Source organism: Citrobacter sp. Ct235 (assembly GCF_030332305.1).
Classification (GTDB): domain Bacteria; phylum Pseudomonadota; class Gammaproteobacteria; order Enterobacterales; family Enterobacteriaceae; genus Citrobacter_A; species Citrobacter_A telavivensis.
In genome coordinates this window covers 1,155,170-1,176,240 of sequence record NZ_JAOWIC010000049.1, presented here as the reverse complement: position 1 = coordinate 1,176,240, position 21,071 = coordinate 1,155,170, and the positions used below count along the sequence as shown (strand labels likewise).

At 48.4% G+C, this 21,071-nt stretch carries 22 protein-coding genes and 3 tRNA genes; 19 read left to right on the top strand and 6 right to left on the bottom strand.

Annotation, left to right across the window (positions count from 1 at the left end; genetic code table 11):
- The first annotated feature begins 16 nt into the window (after positions 1–16).
- From OGY35_RS22720 to OGY35_RS22690, 7 genes are all read left to right on the top strand, one after another.
- Positions 17–92, top strand: a tRNA-Gly gene (locus tag OGY35_RS22720).
- Positions 93–141: 49 nt separating this feature from the next.
- Positions 142–215 (top strand) — tRNA-Cys (locus OGY35_RS22715).
- Positions 216–227: 12 nt separating this feature from the next.
- Positions 228–314: transfer RNA gene (locus OGY35_RS22710), tRNA-Leu, on the top strand.
- Positions 315–665: 351 nt separating this feature from the next.
- Positions 666–1,580 (top strand): alpha/beta hydrolase, encoded by a 915-nt coding sequence (locus OGY35_RS22705; protein WP_286633518.1) that lies wholly within the window; start codon positions 666–668, stop codon positions 1,578–1,580.
- Positions 1,581–2,633: 1,053 nt separating this feature from the next.
- The gene (locus OGY35_RS22700; RefSeq protein WP_286633517.1) at positions 2,634–5,237 is read left to right on the top strand and encodes an autotransporter outer membrane beta-barrel domain-containing protein; all 2,604 of its coding nucleotides are present in this window, start codon (positions 2,634–2,636) and stop codon (positions 5,235–5,237) included.
- 162 nt (positions 5,238–5,399) lie between these two features.
- Positions 5,400–6,206 (top strand): helix-turn-helix transcriptional regulator, encoded by an 807-nt coding sequence (locus tag OGY35_RS22695; protein WP_152403999.1) that lies wholly within the window; start codon positions 5,400–5,402, stop codon positions 6,204–6,206.
- Positions 6,207–6,291: 85 nt separating this feature from the next.
- A complete protein-coding gene (locus tag OGY35_RS22690; RefSeq protein WP_286633516.1) occupies positions 6,292–6,918 on the top strand; it encodes a LysE family translocator in 627 nt (208 codons plus the stop codon).
- 109 nt (positions 6,919–7,027) lie between these two features.
- Here OGY35_RS22690 and OGY35_RS22685 read toward each other — a convergent pair whose 3' ends face one another.
- Complete coding sequence (locus OGY35_RS22685; protein ID WP_235922406.1) at positions 7,028–7,393, bottom strand: RidA family protein; 366 nt, start codon at positions 7,391–7,393, stop codon at positions 7,028–7,030.
- Positions 7,394–8,838: 1,445 nt separating this feature from the next.
- On the opposite strand from OGY35_RS22685, the gene OGY35_RS22680 reads away from it, so the two are divergent.
- The 6 genes from OGY35_RS22680 to OGY35_RS22660 all read left to right on the top strand — a co-directional run bounded on the left by OGY35_RS22680 (position 8,839) and on the right by OGY35_RS22660 (position 12,275).
- The gene (locus tag OGY35_RS22680; RefSeq protein WP_286633515.1) at positions 8,839–9,351 is read left to right on the top strand and encodes a LuxR C-terminal-related transcriptional regulator; all 513 of its coding nucleotides are present in this window, start codon (positions 8,839–8,841) and stop codon (positions 9,349–9,351) included.
- 258 nt (positions 9,352–9,609) lie between these two features.
- Complete coding sequence (locus OGY35_RS24460) at positions 9,610–9,729, top strand: CPCC family cysteine-rich protein (RefSeq protein ID WP_353655495.1); 120 nt, start codon at positions 9,610–9,612, stop codon at positions 9,727–9,729.
- Between the two features lie 61 nt (positions 9,730–9,790).
- Positions 9,791–10,564 carry a winged helix-turn-helix domain-containing protein gene (locus tag OGY35_RS22675; protein ID WP_286633514.1) on the top strand — a complete coding sequence of 258 codons (774 nt, stop codon included), beginning with the start codon at positions 9,791–9,793 and terminating at the stop codon, positions 10,562–10,564.
- Positions 10,561–11,025: a YqeJ family protein gene (locus tag OGY35_RS22670; RefSeq protein ID WP_286633513.1), complete on the top strand. Its 465-nt coding sequence runs from the start codon at positions 10,561–10,563 to the stop codon at positions 11,023–11,025. The genes OGY35_RS22675 and OGY35_RS22670 overlap by 4 nt, the downstream gene beginning before the upstream one ends.
- 83 nt (positions 11,026–11,108) lie before the next feature.
- The gene (locus OGY35_RS22665; protein ID WP_286633512.1) at positions 11,109–11,423 is read left to right on the top strand and encodes a hypothetical protein; all 315 of its coding nucleotides are present in this window, start codon (positions 11,109–11,111) and stop codon (positions 11,421–11,423) included.
- A gap of 186 nt (positions 11,424–11,609) precedes the next feature.
- Positions 11,610–12,275, top strand: coding sequence for a YecA/YgfB family protein (locus tag OGY35_RS22660; protein ID WP_152406304.1), 666 nt, complete (start codon positions 11,610–11,612; stop codon positions 12,273–12,275).
- A gap of 48 nt (positions 12,276–12,323) precedes the next feature.
- On the opposite strand, the gene tyrP is transcribed toward OGY35_RS22660, so the two are convergent.
- Positions 12,324–13,535: a tyrosine transporter TyrP gene (tyrP, locus tag OGY35_RS22655; RefSeq protein ID WP_286633511.1), complete on the bottom strand. Its 1,212-nt coding sequence runs from the start codon at positions 13,533–13,535 to the stop codon at positions 12,324–12,326.
- A 192-nt stretch (positions 13,536–13,727) separates the two neighbouring features.
- Between tyrP and OGY35_RS22650 the strand changes: the two genes are divergently transcribed.
- Positions 13,728–13,967 carry a YecH family metal-binding protein gene (locus tag OGY35_RS22650; RefSeq protein ID WP_152406305.1) on the top strand — a complete coding sequence of 80 codons (240 nt, stop codon included), beginning with the start codon at positions 13,728–13,730 and terminating at the stop codon, positions 13,965–13,967.
- 33 nt (positions 13,968–14,000) lie between these two features.
- Here OGY35_RS22650 and ftnA read toward each other — a convergent pair whose 3' ends face one another.
- Together ftnA and OGY35_RS22640 are read right to left on the bottom strand one after the other, a co-directional pair.
- Positions 14,001–14,498, bottom strand: coding sequence for a non-heme ferritin (gene ftnA / locus OGY35_RS22645; protein WP_152404015.1), 498 nt, complete (start codon positions 14,496–14,498; stop codon positions 14,001–14,003).
- Positions 14,499–14,680: 182 nt separating this feature from the next.
- The gene (locus OGY35_RS22640) at positions 14,681–15,016 is read right to left on the bottom strand and encodes a YecR-like family lipoprotein (protein WP_152404017.1); all 336 of its coding nucleotides are present in this window, start codon (positions 15,014–15,016) and stop codon (positions 14,681–14,683) included.
- Between the two features lie 262 nt (positions 15,017–15,278).
- Here OGY35_RS22640 and OGY35_RS22635 point away from each other — a divergent pair, with 262 nt between their 5' ends.
- Entirely contained in the window at positions 15,279–15,917 is a 639-nt protein-coding gene (locus tag OGY35_RS22635; RefSeq protein ID WP_043000317.1) for an RpiB/LacA/LacB family sugar-phosphate isomerase, read from the top strand.
- A 47-nt stretch (positions 15,918–15,964) separates the two neighbouring features.
- Here the strand turns inward: OGY35_RS22635 and OGY35_RS22630 are convergent, their stop codons facing one another.
- Positions 15,965–17,383, bottom strand: a complete 1,419-nt coding sequence (locus OGY35_RS22630; protein WP_286633510.1) for an MFS transporter — start codon at positions 17,381–17,383, stop codon at positions 15,965–15,967.
- A gap of 213 nt (positions 17,384–17,596) precedes the next feature.
- Between OGY35_RS22630 and azuC the strand changes: the two genes are divergently transcribed.
- Positions 17,597–17,680, top strand: coding sequence for a stress response protein AzuC (gene azuC / locus OGY35_RS22625; protein ID WP_014229869.1), 84 nt, complete (start codon positions 17,597–17,599; stop codon positions 17,678–17,680).
- A 121-nt stretch (positions 17,681–17,801) separates the two neighbouring features.
- Positions 17,802–18,053 (top strand): DUF2766 family protein, encoded by a 252-nt coding sequence (locus OGY35_RS22620; protein ID WP_042318348.1) that lies wholly within the window; start codon positions 17,802–17,804, stop codon positions 18,051–18,053.
- 128 nt (positions 18,054–18,181) lie between these two features.
- On the opposite strand, the gene OGY35_RS22615 is transcribed toward OGY35_RS22620, so the two are convergent.
- Positions 18,182–18,685: a non-heme ferritin-like protein gene (locus tag OGY35_RS22615; protein WP_152404025.1), complete on the bottom strand. Its 504-nt coding sequence runs from the start codon at positions 18,683–18,685 to the stop codon at positions 18,182–18,184.
- Positions 18,686–19,204: 519 nt separating this feature from the next.
- Here OGY35_RS22615 and OGY35_RS22610 point away from each other — a divergent pair.
- The gene (locus OGY35_RS22610) at positions 19,205–19,762 is read left to right on the top strand and encodes a DJ-1/PfpI family protein (protein WP_286633509.1); all 558 of its coding nucleotides are present in this window, start codon (positions 19,205–19,207) and stop codon (positions 19,760–19,762) included.
- Between the two features lie 318 nt (positions 19,763–20,080).
- The gene (gene araF / locus OGY35_RS22605; protein WP_046481220.1) at positions 20,081–21,070 is read left to right on the top strand and encodes an arabinose ABC transporter substrate-binding protein AraF; all 990 of its coding nucleotides are present in this window, start codon (positions 20,081–20,083) and stop codon (positions 21,068–21,070) included.
- The last annotated feature ends 1 nt before the right edge of the window (position 21,071 follow it).

The following is a 21,071-nucleotide window of genomic DNA, read 5'->3' as shown; positions in this document are numbered from 1 at the left end:
CGATTTGCTTGATGATGCGGGAATAGCTCAGTTGGTAGAGCACGACCTTGCCAAGGTCGGGGTCGCGAGTTCGAGTCTCGTTTCCCGCTCCAGTTTACGACATCGGCCATTGCGGGTGTCAGTCGCAGGACAAAGATTTAAGGCGCGTTAGCAAAGCGGTTATGTAGCGGATTGCAAATCCGTCTAGTCCGGTTCGACTCCGGAACGCGCCTCCACTTTCTTCCCGAGCCCGGATGGTGGAATCGGTAGACACAAGGGATTTAAAATCCCTCGGCGTTCGCGCTGTGCGGGTTCAAGTCCCGCTCCGGGTACCATGGGAAAAAACAGAATAATCAAAGCAATAAGCAGTGTCGTGAAACCACCTACGGGTGGTTTTTTTGTGCCTGCGATTCTTGTTCCTGACATTTTTCCTGACAATGACCCTGTCGCGGGATAGATACCGTCAGCTTGATAGTGGCTGTTCAATCAGAGTAAACATAATCGTTTCATCCTTGTCGTCATTCAGGACGTTCTGGTTTATCTCGATTGCCGAGTCCGTCACTTCCTTAATCGGATCTCAAAAGAAAGTCTGATAGGATGTTATCACAAGGGATGCGTCGTGCTGGAACAGAACGATTTTTCGGTATACTGCTCTCCTGTCTGTCAATTCGCAGTGAGGCGAAAAAATGTTAAGCAACGAAGCGAAGCGCAAAAGGGAAGCACTTTTCAGGGACTACGCGAGTAATGTAGATTTTGTGCTTAACACGCCTCTTCATGAACAAAGAAGAATATGGGAAGAAGGGGCAATGAATGCTCCGTTACCCGAAAATGTCAGCATTGAAACAATTGCGGAAGAGGGCATTTCAGCGGAGTGGGTAAGACATTCGCAGGCAGAAAAGCGTAAAGTCATCCTGTATCTTCATGGTGGGGGCAACGCTCTCGGATCCAGTATTACGCACAGGAAACTGGTTGGACATATTGTCCATTGTTCAAAAGTGAATGCACTCACGCTCAATTATTCGTTAGCCCCTGAAAATCCATTTCCTGCCGGTCTGATGGATGCAAAATATGCCTGGCTGTGGCTATTAAATCAGGCTTATCGGCCTGATGACATCATTCTTGGCGGCGACTCAAGCGGCGGTGGGCTGGTTTTATCTCTGCTCCTGTTACTGAAAAGCGAACATTATCCGTTGCCGCACTCCAGTTTCTTACTCTCTCCTATGCTTGATTACACCTTATCGGGTGCCACTATTTCTTCTTGTGCAGATAAGGACCCGATGATCGTTATTGAGGATTTACGGCAAACCGTCGCATACTACTGCTCTGCAACTGAAACATCGAATCCACTGGTCTCCCCCCTTTATGGCGATCTGACAGGACTACCCCCTATCCTGATACAGACAGGAAGTGACGAATTACTTCTTGATGACTCGATCCGCCTGGCGCAACAGGCAACAGAAGCAGGTGTTAACGTCCACATTGAAGTATGGAATGGCTTGTGGCACGTATTCCAGTCATCCGCAGGAAAAATACCGGAAGCAAACCGCGCGATAAGTCGAATTGCATCATTTATTCATTCGCAGCCGCTCGAAGTGCTGTAGGTGCGGCTTAATGTAAACAGAATCAATATTGTGCTTAGCAAGTATTAATTTAAGCTCAGTAAAGATATAAGAATTATCCCCGCCTTATTTAACAAGTAAAATATAAAAACAACATGGTACTTTTACAAATAAAAAGAGATATACATTCTTTATTTTTCCGACTATATTGAGCGAGAGAGATTTCTACTTCTCTTTCTTAGTGAATGGAATCATTTACTGTTTCGAACGCATTTTTACCTTTAACATATGGCCATTATTCTGAATTTTACAGTTTCAGTGGTTTTCAGTGCGCTTTATTTTATATTCTGCCGATTTTTACATGGCGCAGGACGAAAATATTTCTTTTGAAAACAAAGGGAGTTACTGCCAGGTGAAGTGATTATTTAATTAATAGGAATAATGGCGATTGGATGCCAATTATCTTAATTGGCAAAGCGGTACTCCATTTTTAATGGTTTAGTATTCGTGAAATATTACTTAATAAAAAGATGATGTAATGGTTCTGCCTGGAACCATTAGCAGGGAAACGTTTATTTCATGGGTCTCGAAAAGAATATTGCAGAGACACCAGGAAGGAACATGCTTGATCTGGAGGACTGACAAGTGACTCAAAGGAAATTGAAACAATTATTAATAGCTGCATCAGGTTGTGCCGCAATATGCGCTTTCCCTGTTGACGCTGCGGAATTAGTGGACCGTGAGTTCATCACCGGAGTATCCCCCATTAATTCCGGGAACCACACCGTAAGTGGAGACGATGACAACGTTACGTTAGATGCCAGTGGATTAACCACATCAGTTGCATACCAGCGTGCGATTATCAGCACCCTGAATGGTACGGTAAGGATTGCTATCTCTCAGGATAAAACCTTAACGGTGATAGGACACAATAATAATTCTACTGCCGAAAACAGTTCGGCGTTATATGCCTGGCAAAGAGACACATATCCCGGTAGCTCTATCATTTTTACTGGGGGCAATGTTGTTGTCAGCAATACGGTTCCTGGATCTTCCTCTGACATCTATGCCATCTACGCCGGTCCGGGCGGGAAATTGAATTTCCTCAGTGATGGAGATAACAAAATCAATCTCAAAGTGGATATGTCTGCGCAAGAGGGGGCCGGAACCCATCGCACGGGCATTGCTCTTCATAATGGTGAACTGGATTTTGATGGTGGTCGGTTTGAGGTTTACGTAGATGGTGCGCCTGGAAGTCATTCTATCGACGGACGCAACGGAATAACCATCGCTGCAGGGAGTAAGATGAATGTTAAGGCTGACAGCATTCATATTGAAACGAATCAAATGGCTATTGGGGTAACGGGGAGCACTGGCTCGAGTCGTCCGGCCGCTCCCTATGGTGTTTTAAATGAAGTGAACTTCGAGGCAGATTCCATTTATCTGAAAGGTTCTCAGGGAATTATTTCCATGTTGAACGACAACCTCGGAAGCCACACCCGTTTCACGTTCAGCGGCAGGACGGTTATAGAGGCCATCGCCAATACAGGCCCATGGGCTTTTCCCGGTGATTATGTGGGCGGGCACATTATTGCGGGCAACGCGACAGACTTTGAATTCAATGGCGACGTGACATTGACGGGGGAAGATCTGACGTCACCTGGCACAAGCCCTGGGCATGAACTCAAAGGCGTTACGCTTGTTAATAGATCAAAACTCGTCGCTAATGATGATTTCAGTCTCCAGAGCAACGGTGGTCATCAGAACACGGGTTTACGGATACTGGAAAGTCAGGCCCAGTTCAAAGGGCAAACACACATCTCCCTGTCAAATGGTATCGAATCGGCTACCGGGATCCACATTGATGGTCAACCCGGAATGACCACTCACGCTGAATTTCAGGATGACCTGACAATTTCAACTGCGGGTTCTCATGCGGCTAAAATTACCGGGATTGAAGTGCTCTCTGCGGGCACAGCAGATATCCAGAAAGGGTTGTTTATTAATGATAACCCGTCAATTGACTGGTCTCTTTTTTCAACGGGCGCCGACAGCCGGATCGATGCAAACTCATCGGGAACCGGGACCGTACAGGTTGAAGGTAATATTGGCGCGGCTGACAGCGGCACGCTGGAGATGACACTCAACAATGCAAACTCGTGGTTAAAGGCTGCCAGTTATACCGCACGTGATACGGCCAGGGTTGGCATCCTGAACATGAATATCTCCAACGGTGCGGTGTGGGAGGTGACCGGTAATTCGTACGTCACGAATCTGTTGTTGCAGGGAGGGCGCGTTAGTATGCTTGCGCCGGGCAGTTCTGGCGCGTTTAAGACATTGACCGTCGAAGGCAATTATAGCGGCGGTGGAACCCTGACAATGAACACGGCGCTCGGAAGTGATAACTCAGCGACGGACAAACTCATCGTCGAGGGAAATACTTCCGGCCATACCCTGGTGGCAATCAACAATATCGGCGGTATGGGCGCACAGACGGTTGAGGGGATTGAAATTGTCAATGTTGCAGGAACCTCCGACGGAACTTTCGAAAAAGAGAGCCGTATTGTCGCCGGGGCGTACGATTATGATGTGGTCAGGCGCGGCAGCAACTGGTATTTAAGCAGCACAGTGGATCCCGTTGACCCGGTTGACCCGAACGATCCTACTGACCCGGGTGCGCCTGCTTCGCCAGAAACCCCGCAACTACCGGTACACCCGGGAGGCCCATCACAGATTCGCCCGGAATTCGGCAGCTATCTGGCAAACAACCTGGCTGCAAATACCTTGTTCATCTCGCGACTGCACGATCGTCCTGGCGAAACGCAGTATACCGATGTGCTAACCGGTGAGAAAAAAACCACCAGCATGTGGATACGTAACGTGGGGATCCATACACGGTTTCACGACAGCAGCGAACAGTTAAAAACCCAGAGTAATAACTATGTGCTGCAGATGGGGGGCGATCTGGCGCAGTGGAGTTCGGATGGTCTGGACCGCTGGCATCTTGGGCTCATGGCGGGCTATGCCAACAGCCGTAGCCGCACCACGTCGACGTTAAATAACCATAATTCCCGTGGTAAGGTCGACGGCTACAGCGTGGGTCTGTATGGCACGTGGTATGAAAACGAGCTTGATAAATCAGGGGGTTATGTAGACACCTGGATGCTCTATAACTGGTTTGATAACACCGTCGATGGTCAGTATCAGGCAAGTGAGGCGTATAAATCCAAAGGTATCACGGCTGCGGTTGAGGCGGGTTACAGCCTGAAGGTCGGAGAAAGTCAGCAATTGACCTACTGGATCCAGCCCAAAGTGCAGGTCGTCTGGATGGATGTGCAGGCGGACGATCATCGGGAACGTTACGGTACGCAGGTGAAGGTAGATAGCACTGGTAATCTGATGACCAGTCTGGGTGCCAGAGCATACTTCAATCGTAAACCCACCGGTGAAGAAGACAGAATGGCAGGCATTCAGCCATTTGTTGAAGCGAACTGGATCCACAACTCACACAGCCCGCGAGTGACAATGGGTGAGGTGCAAAATGACGTCCAGGGAGTGAAAGACCTGGCTGAACTGAAAGTGGGTGTGGAAGGGCAACTGACTTCTCGATTGACCGTCTGGGGAAATGTCTCCGGGCAAATGGGCAGCGACAGCTATCGCAATGCGCAGGGAATGGTAGGCGTGAAATACCACTGGTAAGTGGAAGGGAGAGGGGCAGGGGAAACCTGCTCCTTATTCGTTCGGGATTGACTGGGCTCAGTTCCAGCAAATAGCAAAAGATCGGTCGTCTATCTCAGTTTCAAAGGGTATCTTTAGCGTGAGCCAGGAATTCCCTGCATCCGTTGCCATGAGAGAACGACCATGAAAAGAGAAGTTCACCAGGTTAAGCAGCACCGCTGCGTGGTACCTGATGTTGAAATCCTGTCGTTATATTCAGAGCGTGCTTTCCCGCGCCATTCACATGATCAATTCGGCATTGGGGTTTTCATCCAGGGTAGCCAACGCTCATGGAGTAATATCGGCAATGTGCACGCGGTGGCAGGGGATATCATTATGGTCAACCCCGGCGAAATTCACGACGGGATCCCAGCGTCAGGTCCCCGGGGCTGGCATATGCTCTATATCAATCCCGACGCCTTCATAAAGGAATGGAATGCTGACTTACCGGCAGACGATTTAATCCTGAAACCCGTGGTTAACGATCCTGCTCTTGGCCTGATGATTCGACAGTTTTTTAGCCAATTGGCTGCCGGCGCGCCTGACACCATGGCGATTGAAGAGGCGATCATGCGCTGTCTGATGCAGGCCGGACAGTATCACACCTTATCTGCTGCACAGCGTATTCCGTATTCTCCGACGGTACGGCTTGCCAAAGCGTTCATCGATGATGCCCCGGAAGAAAACATTACGTTGACTGGGCTCGCCAGCCTGTGTGACATCACCCGATTCCAGCTCATTCGCCGCTTTTCCCGTGAAGTGGGCATAACGCCGCATGCTTATCTTTTACAGTCCCGGGTCCGTCTGGCAAAACAACTCTTATCACAAGGCAAGAGAACGGTTGATGTTGCGATGATGGCGGGTTTTTCCGATCAGAGCCACCTCACCCGCGCGTTTCAGAAACAGACTGGTATAACGCCGGGGCAATATCGCTACGCCGTGGTTAATTAACGGTACTGCAATTTATTACAAGATCTGTAAGTCTGTCCTGATAAACACTGACTGCTCCTGTTATGTGTCTATCAGAGATAATGCTATGCAGATCGGTATCGAATTCTTATTAACCTCATTTATTGTGATTATTTCACCGGGAACGGGGGCCATTTACACTATTGCGATGGGCTTATCGCGTGGTGTGGCATTGAGTCTGTTGGCCGCCGTGGGATGTACTCTGGGGATCATTCCGCACATGTTGGCCGCTATCACGGGATTAGCCGCCATATTCTACTCCAGTGAAATGGCATTCACTGTCATCAAATATGCCGGAGTCTTGTGGTTGCTGTACATGGCGTGGAATATCATAAAGGAGAAATCGACGTTACAACCCGATGATTGCGAAGTGACTCAGTCAGGCGTGAAAGTGATCCTGCATGCGATATTCATTAATCTGTTAAATCCTAAGCTGTCTCTCTTCTTTCTGGCCTTCTTACCCCAGTTTATTCAAACTACGTCAACTGCACCTGCAACGGACATGCTGATATTGAGCCTGATATTCATGTTAATGACGCTGCTCGTGTTTATGCTTTATGGTGTTTTTTCATCCTTTATGCGTCGCAAAGTACTAAACCATCCCACGATTTTGTCAGGATTACGGATCCTGTTTTCGTGTGGCTTTGTAAGTCTGGCAGTGAATTTATTTTTAACACAGCGAGGCCTGGGATAGTAATGTCAATGGCATGCTATTTCTGCGTGAAGCTTATTCATGAGGGCCTGTTCTTACGGCGCGATCGTTTATCACGCCGTAAGAATGGTCTGTAATACGATGGGGAATATTATCGGCAAGCAATGGCGTCAAGTTGAAACAGCATTCCTGACGCCCCGCCGCGATGGGCAAACTCAGTCTGAATGGATTTTCTGGCAGGAAATTGACCGTTGAATCGTTGCTTCATGACTTTCTCCATGACCGGAATATCCCACACGTCGCGGAACAGGGCGTCAATTTTCACGACTGACTCCAGTGTCAGGCCGATAGTGCTGAGTCTTTCACTCAGATTATCAAAAGCGCCATTGATTTGTGCCTCAATGGGCTGCCCGATATTTCCGACACAGTAGCTCACAAAAACAAACCCACCAGCTTCAACCATTCCGGCAAGTGCCCAGTCTTCATTTATTTCATGTCTGGTTATTGTCGCCATCATTCACCCCTATTACCCTTTAGTTTTACGCGGTTATTCTCTGCCATCATACTATCTCCACGCATTGTAGTAATAAAGGCGTATTTCAGACCGGAGAAATAAAAAAGTAAGGCGACTCGCGCCCGTCGTTGTTATGCTTTATGCATACACCCACGCTCTCATTGACAGCGCTACCAGACTGCTGTCATTTCGCTAATCCTGACCTTACATTTCTCGGACTTTCCAGTGAATTGGAATTATTTTATTTTAGCAAGCCAGTCAAGTGTTAAGTAAAAGTAACAAATTTAAGCTTCTTATTGCCTCGGGCAATGCCTTGAATCTTATTCTGATGCAATGGCAGAAGGCATGATATCTCAGGTTTCAATACTCGGATCCTGCAATGTAACCCACGGGTTCTTTTATAGCATGTAATAATAACGATTATGTAAGCGGAGGGGGTTATGGGATTTGAAGTGAGAGAAATCGGAACGTCGAATGATACTGGTATCAGATTATTAAAACAGGGTAAATATTTATGCATTTCCTGTGTTATTGTTTTGTGTCAGATAGAGTATTTCAATGCTTTTTGTGTTAAATGTCCTCTCTGACTGGCTTAAATTAGTAATCATGAAAGCTTTTCTGTACCTTGTTTATCGTAGTTTTGTGTATTAATTACTTAATGTTACAGGTGTATATTCTTTTAAATCATGAGCTTAAAGAACTTCATTTTTTCGTGAGATTGCTGATGTTTCTCATTTAAGGTCGTTTAAGGCTATTTAAAATGACAATTTAAGATATCTACAGCAATAATCAATGTAACAAGAACAGGAAGTGTCTCTGTTGCTTGGCTTATCTATTCTCAAAATAAAATTTCATACGTGTCAGTCTATGCGAAAGGAATCGTCTATGCCTGTGAAAACGGTAATAAATAAAACGTTGTTGACGGCATCTGCAATTACTGCACTGTTCAGTCAACATACCGCAGGTGAGAGTGGCACCATTAATGTTACCGGGAATATGACAGCCAGTATCTGTGGAGACAGACCCTGCGGGCGGCTGCACGAATAGCCCGGCTACCGTGATATAGATTAACGTTAGTGTCCCAATGCTCATTGTCGCAGCAGGTACAAAAGAACGTCGTTTCGTATGATGGTGGTAAAAATGTGGTTGACGGGCGTGATATTTAACTGAAGTACAGCGGCAACCGGATCTATATTGACGAAACAACCGGAGCAGTACAGGAAGTCATGGTCAGGTATGTCATGGGCAGGGTCGATACCACTTTATACATCCATCAGCCAGGTCATGTTTACGGCGAATTATATCCAGTCCAGTCCCATCAGTTCAGATGATCATAATGATAGCGGACCGGCTTCCTGGAAGACAATATCTGGGTAACGTACAATTGATATATTTCGCATGCGCTTTTAAGCATTAAAATATCGTTATTACGAATGGGGTGATGCACGATGCATATATTTTCATATGACCAGTATTTTATTACCGGCTTGCAGCAAGTGTTGTTCTTTACCGGTCTTGATAAATCACCTGATATTGTTGTTTTTGATCCGGGAGGAGGGGCTGTGTATATTACAAACAGTGTAGAATGTCTTCGTGCGGGTTCATCAGATACGTTAACTCATTTTACACAAATACGGTGCTATTCATTGACCAAAAACGCGCCTCTGACTGAGTACTTTTACGTGCTGGATCAGGTCAAGCAGAATAAACGAATCCCGTTGCATACCCGGTCATTGTCGAACAGGGAACGGGTAATCATTGAATATTATCTGGCGGGACTTGGAAAAAGGGCAATTGCACGAACCATGCTGCTTAGCGAGGGAGCTGTCAGCAATAGCCAGTTAAGAGCACTGAGGAAAATGAACATGAAAAATATTCCATTGTTTTTGCAAGTAATGCGTAACTGGTGTGCATTCAGAGCGAAATACACCTGTGAATGCAATATCACTTTTCTGTCATAGATTTTACGCATTAACGATTATCCTGGAACCATAACCCGACATCACCAGGGCAGAATGCTCAGAGAGCGACATTGCGATGACAGCGTTGTTTGCCCAGAGAAAAGACGTGACAAAAGAGTGATGTCATGCCGCCAATCAGGAGTACCTGAGGATGAAGGCGATAAAAGCAACAAGTAAGAATACCAGGCAATTATAGACAGTAAAGTGCATGGCTATTATGGTATTCAGAACGTATCGTTGCCCTCTTGTGGCAGGATAATGTCTGATTATGCGCGTTGTCAGATCTGTCACTGGATTTGTGATCCCGCGAAGTCGGCAGATAGTGATTTATCTGAAGCAAGAAATTCGTTGAGTCTCTCTGAAGCCAGGATCGCGTGAACCATACACGTGACAAAAATCCTTTTTTGGGGATAACAGGACGCATCCAAAGGACATGGTGATGAAATTGTATTTAATAAATGGAACGGTAGAGTTCAATCCGCAGACCCGAAGCCTGAAAAATCAATTGACTGGAGATGTTGTTTATTTACAGCAGCCCGCCACGATATGTTTCCTTTATCTGATCCTGAATCAGGGTGTGGTTATCAAGCAAAAGGAACTGGTAACCGAAGGCTGGAAAGAGCGTGACGTTGTAGCCATGCCTAATACGTTTTATCAGACTATTTTAACATTGCGTAAGGCACTGGAAGAGATAGGTTTACCCAGAAACATGGTAAAAACCATTTCTCGTCAGGGATTAACCTTGTCATCAACCATTGTGATTGAACCGCTTCCTCTCCAGAATATTACCGCTTCTGATAGTCCATCAATAAAGACGGTGGTCAGCGAAAACGTAGTATGCGAAAAAACGCCAATACGAAAATCTCGCAGGTTAAGTATCGGAGTCGCATTTTTCTTTGTTGTGACGTTAATCAACGGCATGTTTATTTATCAGAATCGATTGAAAATGCCATTTCAGAATTTTGTGGCGATGCCTGTGGATAAAAAGACAGGCAACGATTGCCATGTCTATTATGAAGTGACGCAGCCAGTCACTGATAATTACGCTACGTTAATAAAAAAGCATCCGCATTTTTGCCAGAACAATAATTATATTTTTCTTACGGGCTACGCTAAAACTGGACGTACTGCGGCATTTGTCTGTAATAAAGATGTGCGGTCTGACACAGAGGCATTTTGTTCATCTCATTTTTTCTGGAACCTAAGCCAATGAATAAAAATACCGCCGTTTTGCTCCTGATCGTGTTCTTCGGTACGACAGTTATTTCCGGGGCTTTTCTGTTTTACATACTCTTCAAATCTTCATACCTGGAGTGTATTGGCGATGCCGACTGGAATGTTGATGATGCACGTTTTGTAGGTACCGTTTCCTTTCAGATGCATAAGAAGGAGGGGCTGGCTGTCATTACGGGGAAAGTTGATGGGGAGACAAGTGTTAATGTGAATCGGCTGGTCTACTTTAACTATACCCAGCAGTTCAGGACGCGGATTTTACATACGGTACGCATTGTCAAAACCTTTTCCGATACCGTTAATGATGAAACGCTCGAAAAGATATTATCCCAATTTTATCTGAGGACAGGAGGCGAATTGACCCTGGCCGTAGAGGAATATCAATCAGCGTATGTCTTTTCAAACGCCAATGTGCCGTATCTGTTTTGTAGAAAGAAGTGATACACGCTTAAGGAACGGTTGATGACACTTTCGACGAACAGGTGTACCCGCGCGTGCTGTAGTCCGAAGACGATCGCCTGACTGTGATTGTGAATTCCCTGCGACAACAATTATCTGCGGATTGGGGCATTTCGCATAAACAGACCGCGGGCGGGATTATTGGCAAACCCATCCCGGGCAGGGTTACCACCGGGGGTGGCGAAATTGTCGGATATCAGCGGATCGCCGATAAAAAATCTGGGTTTCCTGCTGTGTTTGCTAAACAGAGCGATGCCGACATCACCGCCACCATCCATGTTTATCCCCCATCCTGGCGTCGTGGCGCTGAGATCGCGTTCCATCTCGGCCTGTCTCTGAAGCGCGTTAGCGGCGACCGGAGCAGAAGAAAGGAAAAATAACGTGAAAATGACGGGACAGGCACTCGACGATCGTTTCATGATGAAAACCTGGTAAAGCATGACGAGTTAAGTATAGCCCTTGCTACCAGAAGTCAGTGTTAACGGATCCCGCGGCAATCAGTATCGGTTTCCTCGTTCGCCATGTAAGATAGCCGCTGGCGAGAGTGTTTACCGAGGACAAGCATGATGAAAACGGGACCGTTGAATGAAAGTGAACTGGAGTGGCTGGATGATGTACTGACCAAGTACAACACCGAACATGCCATTCTGGACGTGGCAGAACTGGATGGGCTGCTGACGGCTGTACTCAGTTCGCCACGTGAAATTGAGCCAGAGCAGTGGCTGGTTGCCGTATGGGGTGGGGCGCAATATGTGCCGCGCTGGTCCTCTGAAAAAGAGATGACGCGCTTTATGAATCTCGCTTTCCAGCATATGGCGGACACCGCTGACCGGCTGAATGATTTCCCGGAACAGTTTGAACCGCTGTTTGGTCTGCGCGAAATTGAAGGGCGTGAGATTACCATTGTGGAAGAGTGGTGCTTTGGCTACATGCGCGGCGTCGCGCTTTCCGACTGGTCTGCGTTACCTGACACCCTGAAACCGGCCCTGGATGCTATTGCGCTGCACGGCACAGAAGAGAATTTCGAGGTGGTTGAGAAACTGACTCCGGAAGCGTTTGAAGAGAGCGTTGACGCGATTCGCCTCGCGGCGCTGGATCTCCACGCGTACTGGATGGCGCACCCGCAGGAGACGCCGGTGCAGGTACCGGTGAAAGCGGAAGGGAAGGTGGGCCGTAACGATCCGTGTCCGTGTGGAAGCGGCAAAAAATACAAGCAGTGCTGTCTGCACTAGCACGAAGAGAAAAGGGGCATTAGCCCCTTTTCTATCCACTCGATAATATTATCCCACTTCGGGCAGTAGTCCCGCGGCTATCAAAAACTGCACGCCAATCACCCCAATGCCACACATAAACACCAGTGCTAAGGCGGGACGTCCGCCCCGCACGCGGTAGCCCGCCTGCGGATTCTGTTTGCGACTTTGCCATGCCAACAGTGAAGGAACGATCAGTGCCAGTACCGCCAGTGCGACGCCGGCATAGCCCAGCGCCATCACAAAACCTCGCGGATAGAAGAGGGCGAAGGCCAGCGGCGGCAGAAAGGTGATCGCACCCGTTTGTATCCGGCCAGACGTCGAATTACGGCGCTGAAACAGATCGGCCAGATAATCGAACAGCCCCAGCGCGACGCCGAGGAAGGAGGTCGCCAGCGCTAAGTCAGCAAAGAGATGCACCGCCAGTTCAACGTGCGGCGAGGCAACAACTTCCCGCAGCGCCTGGAGCAACCCGTTCAGACCGGCATGATTTGCCAGCAGTCCCATAAATGTTGTGGAATCGATACTGCCCAGCGTCGCCAACTGCCAGAAAATATAGGCCACTAACGGAATCGCGCTGCCGGTGATAAACACCCAACGTAGTTTGCGAATATTACCTTCCATGTAGCTCACGATGCTGGGAACGCTGCCGTGAAAGCCAAAAGAGGTAAAGATGACCGGGATAGCTGAAAGCGCCAGCCCCTGCTCAAGCGGCAGAGTCAGGAGATTGACTTTATGAATGTGCGGCATCAGCAGCGCCAGCATCACCACCAGGAAGATGATCTTGGCGCTGAACAGAAAACGGTTAAACAGATCGACCAGCGAGGTACCCACACAGACGACGCCGCCGGCAACAAAGGTGAACAGCAGGACGCCTGTGGTGGGCGACATCTGCGTCCCGCTCCAGTCGCTGATACTGGAGGCGAGCAATTCCCCCGCGCCGCTGATATAGGCTGCCGTCAGCGCGTACATCAGGAACATCATACTGAAGCCGGTTACCCACTGACCGTAGCGTCCGAGATAGCGTTTTGCCAGCGTGCCCAGTCCGGTATCCGCCGGGACGTGCTGATACACTTCAAGCAGCAACAGCGCGGTGTAGCACATCAACGCCCACAGCCCAATTAATAACGCAAAAGTGACGCCAAAACCGACCCCGGCGGCTGCCAAAGGCATCGCCAGCATCCCTGCGCCAATCGTGGTGCCCGCCACGATGAAAACACTTCCCAGAGTTCTATTCTTCACGCTTTACACTATCCCAGAGATAAATGACGGTTAGATCTGCGGCGCAGGGTAAGGCAAAACGTTATTTTCGTCAAATGACCGTTACATCGACCGTACAAAAATATTTACACTCTTGAGTGGCCGCAACCTGCGTTAGCGCAAAGCAGCGGATTCCGTATCGCCGTAGGCTACGCACTTTATTGAGGAGGAATGATGGATTCTGTACACGGTCACGAAGTGTTGAATATGATGATTGAGTCAGGCGAGCAATATTCTACGGCAAGCCTGGAAGCAGCGATTAAGACCCGGTTTGGTGAAACGGCGCGTTTTCATACCTGCTCAGCATCGGACATGACGGCGAGAGAACTGGTGGCATTTCTGGCGGCGAAAGGGAAGTTTATTGCTCAGGATGACGGTTTCTCTACGCATGAAAGCAAGATCTGCCGTCATTAAGAAAACGGTGAGGAATTTCCTCACCGTTTACGATTAATTTGCGGTATCGAGCGTCGACAGCTCTTTATCAATAAAATACAAACCTTCGCCGCTTTTCCCTGCCAGCGTTAATTTATCAATCACCGATTTAAACAATTTTTCTTCTTCATGCTGTTCGGCAACATACCATTGCAGGAAATTAAAGGTCGGATAGTCCTGGCTGGTCATGGCCGCATGCGCCAGCTCGTTAATTTTCTGGGTGATCAACTGTTCGTGTTCGTAGGTCACGCGGAATAATTCGTCCAGCGATCCATATTCGGCAAAAGGTGATGAAACGGTATTAATGCGTGGCAGGCTGCCGGTATCGGTCAGATAGTCGAACAGGCGCTGCATGTGGGTCATCTCTTCCTGGGCGTGGCGACGCAGGAACGCGGCGGCCCCTTCAAAGCTGTGGTAGCTGCACCAGGCACTCATCTGCTGATAGAGCAGGGAGGAATATAATTCCAGGTTCATTTGCTCATTCAGTTTGTCGATCATTTCTGTTTTCAGCATGACTTCGCTCCACGAAATTCATAAATATGTTGATGTGGCGTCACTATAATTTGTTATTTAAATATTTGCAAAAGGTAAAATAATAAATTTAATTATTAAAAATACGAATGGGAATAAAACGCATTTGCGCTATAAAATAATCAGCGTGCGATAAATCAGGCCAGTTAATACTGGCCCATAAATTAATAATAATGAGGCGTTGTTGGCGAAATGGCGACGCCCTGACACTGCCAGGAGAGTGTGATTTTGGTATTCATGCACAACGATCCGGCATAAACGCTACAGGTGCTTACGGGTTGACCGAAAGACCGGGCGCTGGCGTAGCCTAATTGTTGACATGCACGCGTGGCGGTACCCTGGGCGATATAGTCATCGGTATGGGCGTTTTGTAACATCGCCTGATCGTAACTCAACCGCACTACGCCGGTCGTCGTGCTGACATCACTCACCTGCGCCTGTCTGTTGATCGTACATCCCGTCAGGAGTATCAGTGAGAGGGCAATAAAAAGAGTCTTCATGGTATCGCTCTGAATGTTCGGTGATACGCTATCCTAATTCACGCATCGGCGTTTCAATGGCCTGAATAACTTATAAATCAGCAACGACTAATCCACACGACGGGAGAGACGGTTTGCGGTCAGTGGATGAAAATGTGAAACTGCTCATTATTTTTAAAACCATTTTTCACAAAATTTGAAAGTATGTTTGCTAAGTAGTACTGTGCGGTATCGTGATTGACTCAAGGCGGGACTTCCCGCATCGCATTCAGGAGAAGACAGAATGAAAATTGCACTGATGATGGAAAACAGCCAGGCGGGCAAAAACGCCATCATTCACCGTGAACTTAAAGCGGTTGCGGATGAAAAGGGCTTTCCGGTATTCAACGTCGGGATGAGCGACGAGAATGACCACCATCTGACCTACATCCATCTTGGCATCATGGCCAGCATTCTGCTGAATTCGAAAGCGGTTGATTTCGTCGTGACCGGTTGCGGTACGGGTCAGGGGGCGCTGATGTCGCTGAATATTCATCCGGGCGTGGTGTGCGGCTATTGCATCGATCCGGCGGATGCGTTCCTGTTTGCGCAAATTAACAACGGTAACGCATTGTCTCTGCCGTTTGCGAAAGGCTTTGGCTGGGGAGCGGAACTGAACGTGCGCTTTATCTTTGAAAAAGCCTTTACGGGCCGTAACGGTGAAGGTTATCCGCCAGAGCGTAAAGAACCACAGGTACGTAACGCCGGGATCCTCAATCAGGTCAAAGCGGCGGTCGTTAAAGACAACTATCTTGATACGCTGCGCGCGATCGATCCGGAGCTGGTGAAGACAGCGGTTTCCGGTCAACGTTTCCAGCAGTGCTTCTTTGAAAATGGTCAGAGTAAAGAGATTGAAGCGTTTGTTCGCGAAATCCTCGGCTGATTATTGCTGAAAAGCCGGATGGCGCAATGCGCTTCCGGCTTCACACATCACTGCCTTGCAGACACCGCGCTCCCCGCATTCTTCGTCAACCGTAAGGTATCCACCATGCCAATCAGGCAAATAAGCGCGATGGCCACAAATGCCAGACGGAAGCTGATGCCAGGAATTGCGCTCATCCCCAGCCATTCACTCACATTCGCGCCAATACGAATACCGATTGCACCCAGCGAAATCCCCAGTCCAACGGCCAGTTGTGTGGCGGTGCTGAACAAGGTATTGGCATAGCTCATCTGGGCGGAAGGAACGTCTGAAAAAGCCAGCGTGCTGATGCCGGTAAACTGAATCGAACGGAACACGCCGCCAAGATACAGCACCAGCAAAATAAGCCAGACGGGAGTGGTCGGAGTGATCAGCGCGCAGGCGAGCAGGGCCAGCACATTGAGCGCCCCGTTAATCAGCAGTAGCTTTTTAAAGCCGAGCCAGCGGATGAGCGGCGTGGTGGCGGGCTTAATAGTCAGATTGCCGACAAATACCGCCAGTACCAGCGAACCGGCCTGAAAGGCATTCATGCCAAATCCCACCTGAAACATGAGCGGCAGAAGAAAAGGCACGGCGCTGATAGAAGCCCGGAACAGCGAGCCTCCGTACATGGTGACGCGAAACGTTGGGACCTGCATGGCGTCGAGGCGAATCATTGGATAGCTGGCCCGCTTGAAATGGCGCAGAGAAAAGGCAAATGTCCCCACGCCAAGCGCCAGCAAGACTATCGTCAATCCGCCTTCGGGATGTTGTGCGCCCAGCAACTCCATCGCATAGACCAGGCTGACCATCGCAATAGCGGTGGCGATGAAACCAGGAAGATCGAAGGGACGCCGATCGTCATCGCGGATATTGGGAATAAATCGCAGCGCCAGTGCGATCGCCAGCAGGCCCAGGGGCACGTTAATAAAGAAGATCCAGCGCCAGTTGGCATAGCTGGTGATAAACCCGCCGAGCGGTGGGCCAATGATGGGGGCAACCAGTGCAGGCCAGGTTAAGGTGGCGATAGCCGTAATCAACTGATGCTTTGGCGTGGTGCGCAATACCGCTAAGCGACCAACCGGAACCATCAGTGCGCCACCCACGCCCTGCAGGATACGCATTGCCAGGAAGCCCTCCAGCGTCGTGGAAAGACCGCACAGTACTGATGCGAGGGTGAAAATGGCGAGGGCGAGCGTAAAGATTTTGCGTGCGCCAAAACGATCGGCTATCCAGCCGCTGGCCGGGATGAGAACCGCCAGGGTAATCAGATAGGCGCTGATACCAATGTTTAAATCAACCGCCGGAACACCGAAACTTTTGGCCATATCGGGCAGGGCGGTCGCGATCACCGTACCGTCAATAAACTCCATAAAAAATGCCCCTGCGATGAGCAGGGCGGCAGGGGAGATACCTCGCTTGCTTTCTATGATCCGATCTTCTTGCATGTTGTACTTGCCATTCAAAAAAAATTATAAAATTTTACCGGAACTGATAGTTACGTAGATGCTTGATTTACCAGCTAAACAGACATAAATGCAAAGGATATGTAAATTTAAAATAGTGATACTCATCACAAAACAGTTGATTTTTGTGATGGCGGTCATATTATGTGTGTATAGACGATAACACCTGCATAACAACATATCTGGAGTCATGCCATGAAACTGCGCAAAATCCTGAAAAGCATGTTTGAAAATTATTGCAAAACTTTCAAAGACGTACCGCCAGGCGCTATGTTCTGATGAAAAAACCTGCTTCGGCAGGTTTTTTTATGCCTGTCATTTGCGCGGGCAGGTCTGGCTATCGTTTTAGCGTCTGAATCGGTACTATGACGGCCTTTCAACACTATCAGGAACGCCTACTATGTCCCAACCGCTGAATGCCGATCAGGAACTGGTCTCTGACGTTGTCGCCTGTCAGCTCGTCATCAAACAAATACTCGATGTTCTCGACGTGATTGCGCCCGTCGAAGTTCGTGAAAAAATGACCAGCCAGCTGAAAAATATTGATTTTTCAACGCATCCCGCTGCTGCCGATCCCGTCACGTTACGCGCTATCCAGAAAGCGATCGCGCTGATTGAACTGAAATTCACGCCGCAGGGCGAAGCTCACTAAAATAAACCGTTGTTTTAGATTTTAGAAATACTTTTTGCGATACCTCCCCAAAGAGGGAGGCATCGGACTGAAAGGACTTTGCGAACTGGCCTGCTGGGGTGTGAAATGCAGGCCAATGACGGGGTCAATTAATGCTGTTGGTAATTGACCACGTTGAGTACGTGCTGATCGGTTTGTGCCGGGCAGAGGCCTGCGCGTTTGGCGCTACGCACTTCATCAAGAATTGTTTGCAACAACAGCCCATCTTGCTGCTGTTCTTTTTCCAGATCGTGGAGAAAATCGAGGGTTGGAGCATCATTCAGGGCTTCAGCTTCGTCAGTTAGCTGCGAAAGCGTGCTGGCGCGCTGTTCATAATCATCCATCGTTTTCTGAAACAGTTCTTCCAGCGAATGTAAATCCTCACCCGGTACGTCGATGGCCTTAACGACCGGATTTGCCCCGGCATTTTTCATGAAGTTAAACACGCGCATCATTTGGGTGACGTTACTCTGAGCCTGAGTACGTAAGAAAGTCGCAGTACCCATCAGACGGTGTTCAGAACACCACTCACTCAGATGGAGGTAGAGATTGGAAGCATAAAACTCAAGATTCATTTGATTGTTGAGTTTGTGAACCATTCCAACTGCAGCCATATCAATATCCTTATTTCCTGATAGAAGGGATGTGCAAAGCCAATATGCACAACTTACTGTTAGCAGAATAAATCCATTCTGCCGGTCCATTATGTGATCGAAGAGTCAATTTCGTTGCGAATCGAAAATAAGCATACCCTCATAAATGGAATAAGAAAATCCTTAAGTAGTATTGTTTATGTTTTTTTACATATTACTGAAGGTAATACATCAAGTAGCAGTTGGTAAACATAATGTGAAATTATATATCCCTTTGATTTTAAAGGGTCGATAATGAGTTATTGGTTTTGAAATAGTGTTTCAAGTCACAAAGCAGAATGATTTCACATGGTAATATAAGAATATTGATAATTTCGACCGTCCCTGCCGCGATAATAATCCTGAGAAACCGTTTTGGCTGAAATAACTCCGGTTTATCTCGTGCGGAAAATCAGGGCAGCGACATCATGTTTAATTATAACCGAATGATTAACTCGTCATTTTCGGTGTTATCAGTATGTAATAAATGAGGAACGGTGAATGAAAAAAGTGGCAGTCTTGCTGGCATCGGGTTTCGAAGAAGCGGAAGCGATCGTCACCATTGATATCTTGCGTCGTCTGAATATCGACGTTGACACACTGGCCTGTGCGGAATCTCGCGCCGTGGTGAGCTACCACGATGTTCCAATGGTGACCGATTACACCCTGGCGGGGAAGCGGGAGAGTTTGTATGACGCGGTGGTGCTGCCGGGTGGACCACAGGGGAGCGTGAACCTTGCGGCGAATCCACTGGTTGTCGAGTTTATCTCGCGCCATGATGCCGCCGGGAAATTAATTTGTCCCATTTGCTCAGCGGCCGCACGCGTATTAGGCGGCAACGGCTTACTGAAGGGGCGTCGTTACGTCTGTTCAGGCGATCTCTATGAAACGGTGGTCGACGGGATCTATGTCGATGCCCCTGTTGTGGAAGATGGTCATCTCCTGAGCGGTAAAGGATTAGGCCATATTTTTGATTTTGCCCTGACGCTTTCAGCCCGTTTATTAGGCGATGACAAACCGGTCCGCGATCACGCCGAGCATATCTATTATCCGTGGTAATCCGTTTGTTCCCGAATGCAGACGTATTCGGGAACAAGGATTTGTGAGCTGACCTTATGGATTAATGTGCTACCCCACTTTTCATTTGTCTGACAATTCCCCCCTTTCTTATGTCATTTCCCGCTGAATTTATGTACGCAATTACTGTAATTCTGCGGTGTGATGCCGCTCTCCTATGGAGAATCAATTTCCCGCTACAACTATTCCAGAACTGGCACTTATCACGAGTCTATTTGGTAATGCCTTGTTTTTCGTCTGAATTACACAAAGTCGTTGAATATTACCCTACATAAAATGACGCTAAAGCTGGAGTTAACCATGCACAAATTCACTAAAGCCCTGGCAGCCATCGGTCTGGCCGCCGTTATGTCACAATCCGCTATGGCAGAATCGATGAAGCTGGGTTTTCTGGTGAAACAACCGGAAGAACCCTGGTTCCAGACAGAGTGGAAATTTGCCGATAAAGCCGGGAAAGATCTGGGTTTTGAAGTCATTAAAATTGCAGTGCCGGACGGCGAGAAGACCCTGAATGCGATTGATAGCCTGGCGGCAAGTGGGGCGAAGGGGTTTGTTATTTGTACCCCGGACCCAAAACTGGGCTCCGCCATTGTTGCTAAAGCGCGCGGCTATGACATGAAAGTGATCGCCGTGGACGATCAGTTCGTTAACGCCAAAGGCAAACCGATGGATACGGTCCCGCTGGTGATGATGGCAGCGACCAAAATCGGCGAACGTCAGGGCCAGGAACTGTATAAAGAGATGCAGAAACGTGGCTGGGACGTTAAAGAGAGCGCGGTGATGGCGATTACGGCCAACGAACTGGATACCGCTCGTCGTCGTACTTCCGGCTCGATGGAAGCGCTGAAAGCCGCGGGCTTCCCGGAAAAACAGATCTACCAGGTTCCAACCAAATCTAACGATATCCCAGGCGCATTTGATGCCGCCAACTCCATGCTGGTTCAGCACCCTGAAGTGAAGCACTGGCTGATTGTCGGTATGAACGATAACACCGTGCTGGGCGGCGTGCGCGCCACCGAAGGCCAGGGCTTTAAAGCGGCGGACGTGATCGGCGTGGGTATCAACGGCGTGGATGCGGTGAGCGAACTGTCAAAAGCGCAGGCGACCGGTTTCTTCGGCTCACTGCTGCCAAGCCCGGACGTTCACGGTTATAAATCCAGTGAAATGCTCTACAACTGGGTAACCAAGGGCGCTGAGCCACCTGCATTCACCGAAGTGACTGACGTGGTGCTGATCACCCGCGACAACTTTAAAGAAGAGTTGGCGAAAAAAGGGTTAGGCGGCAAGTAAT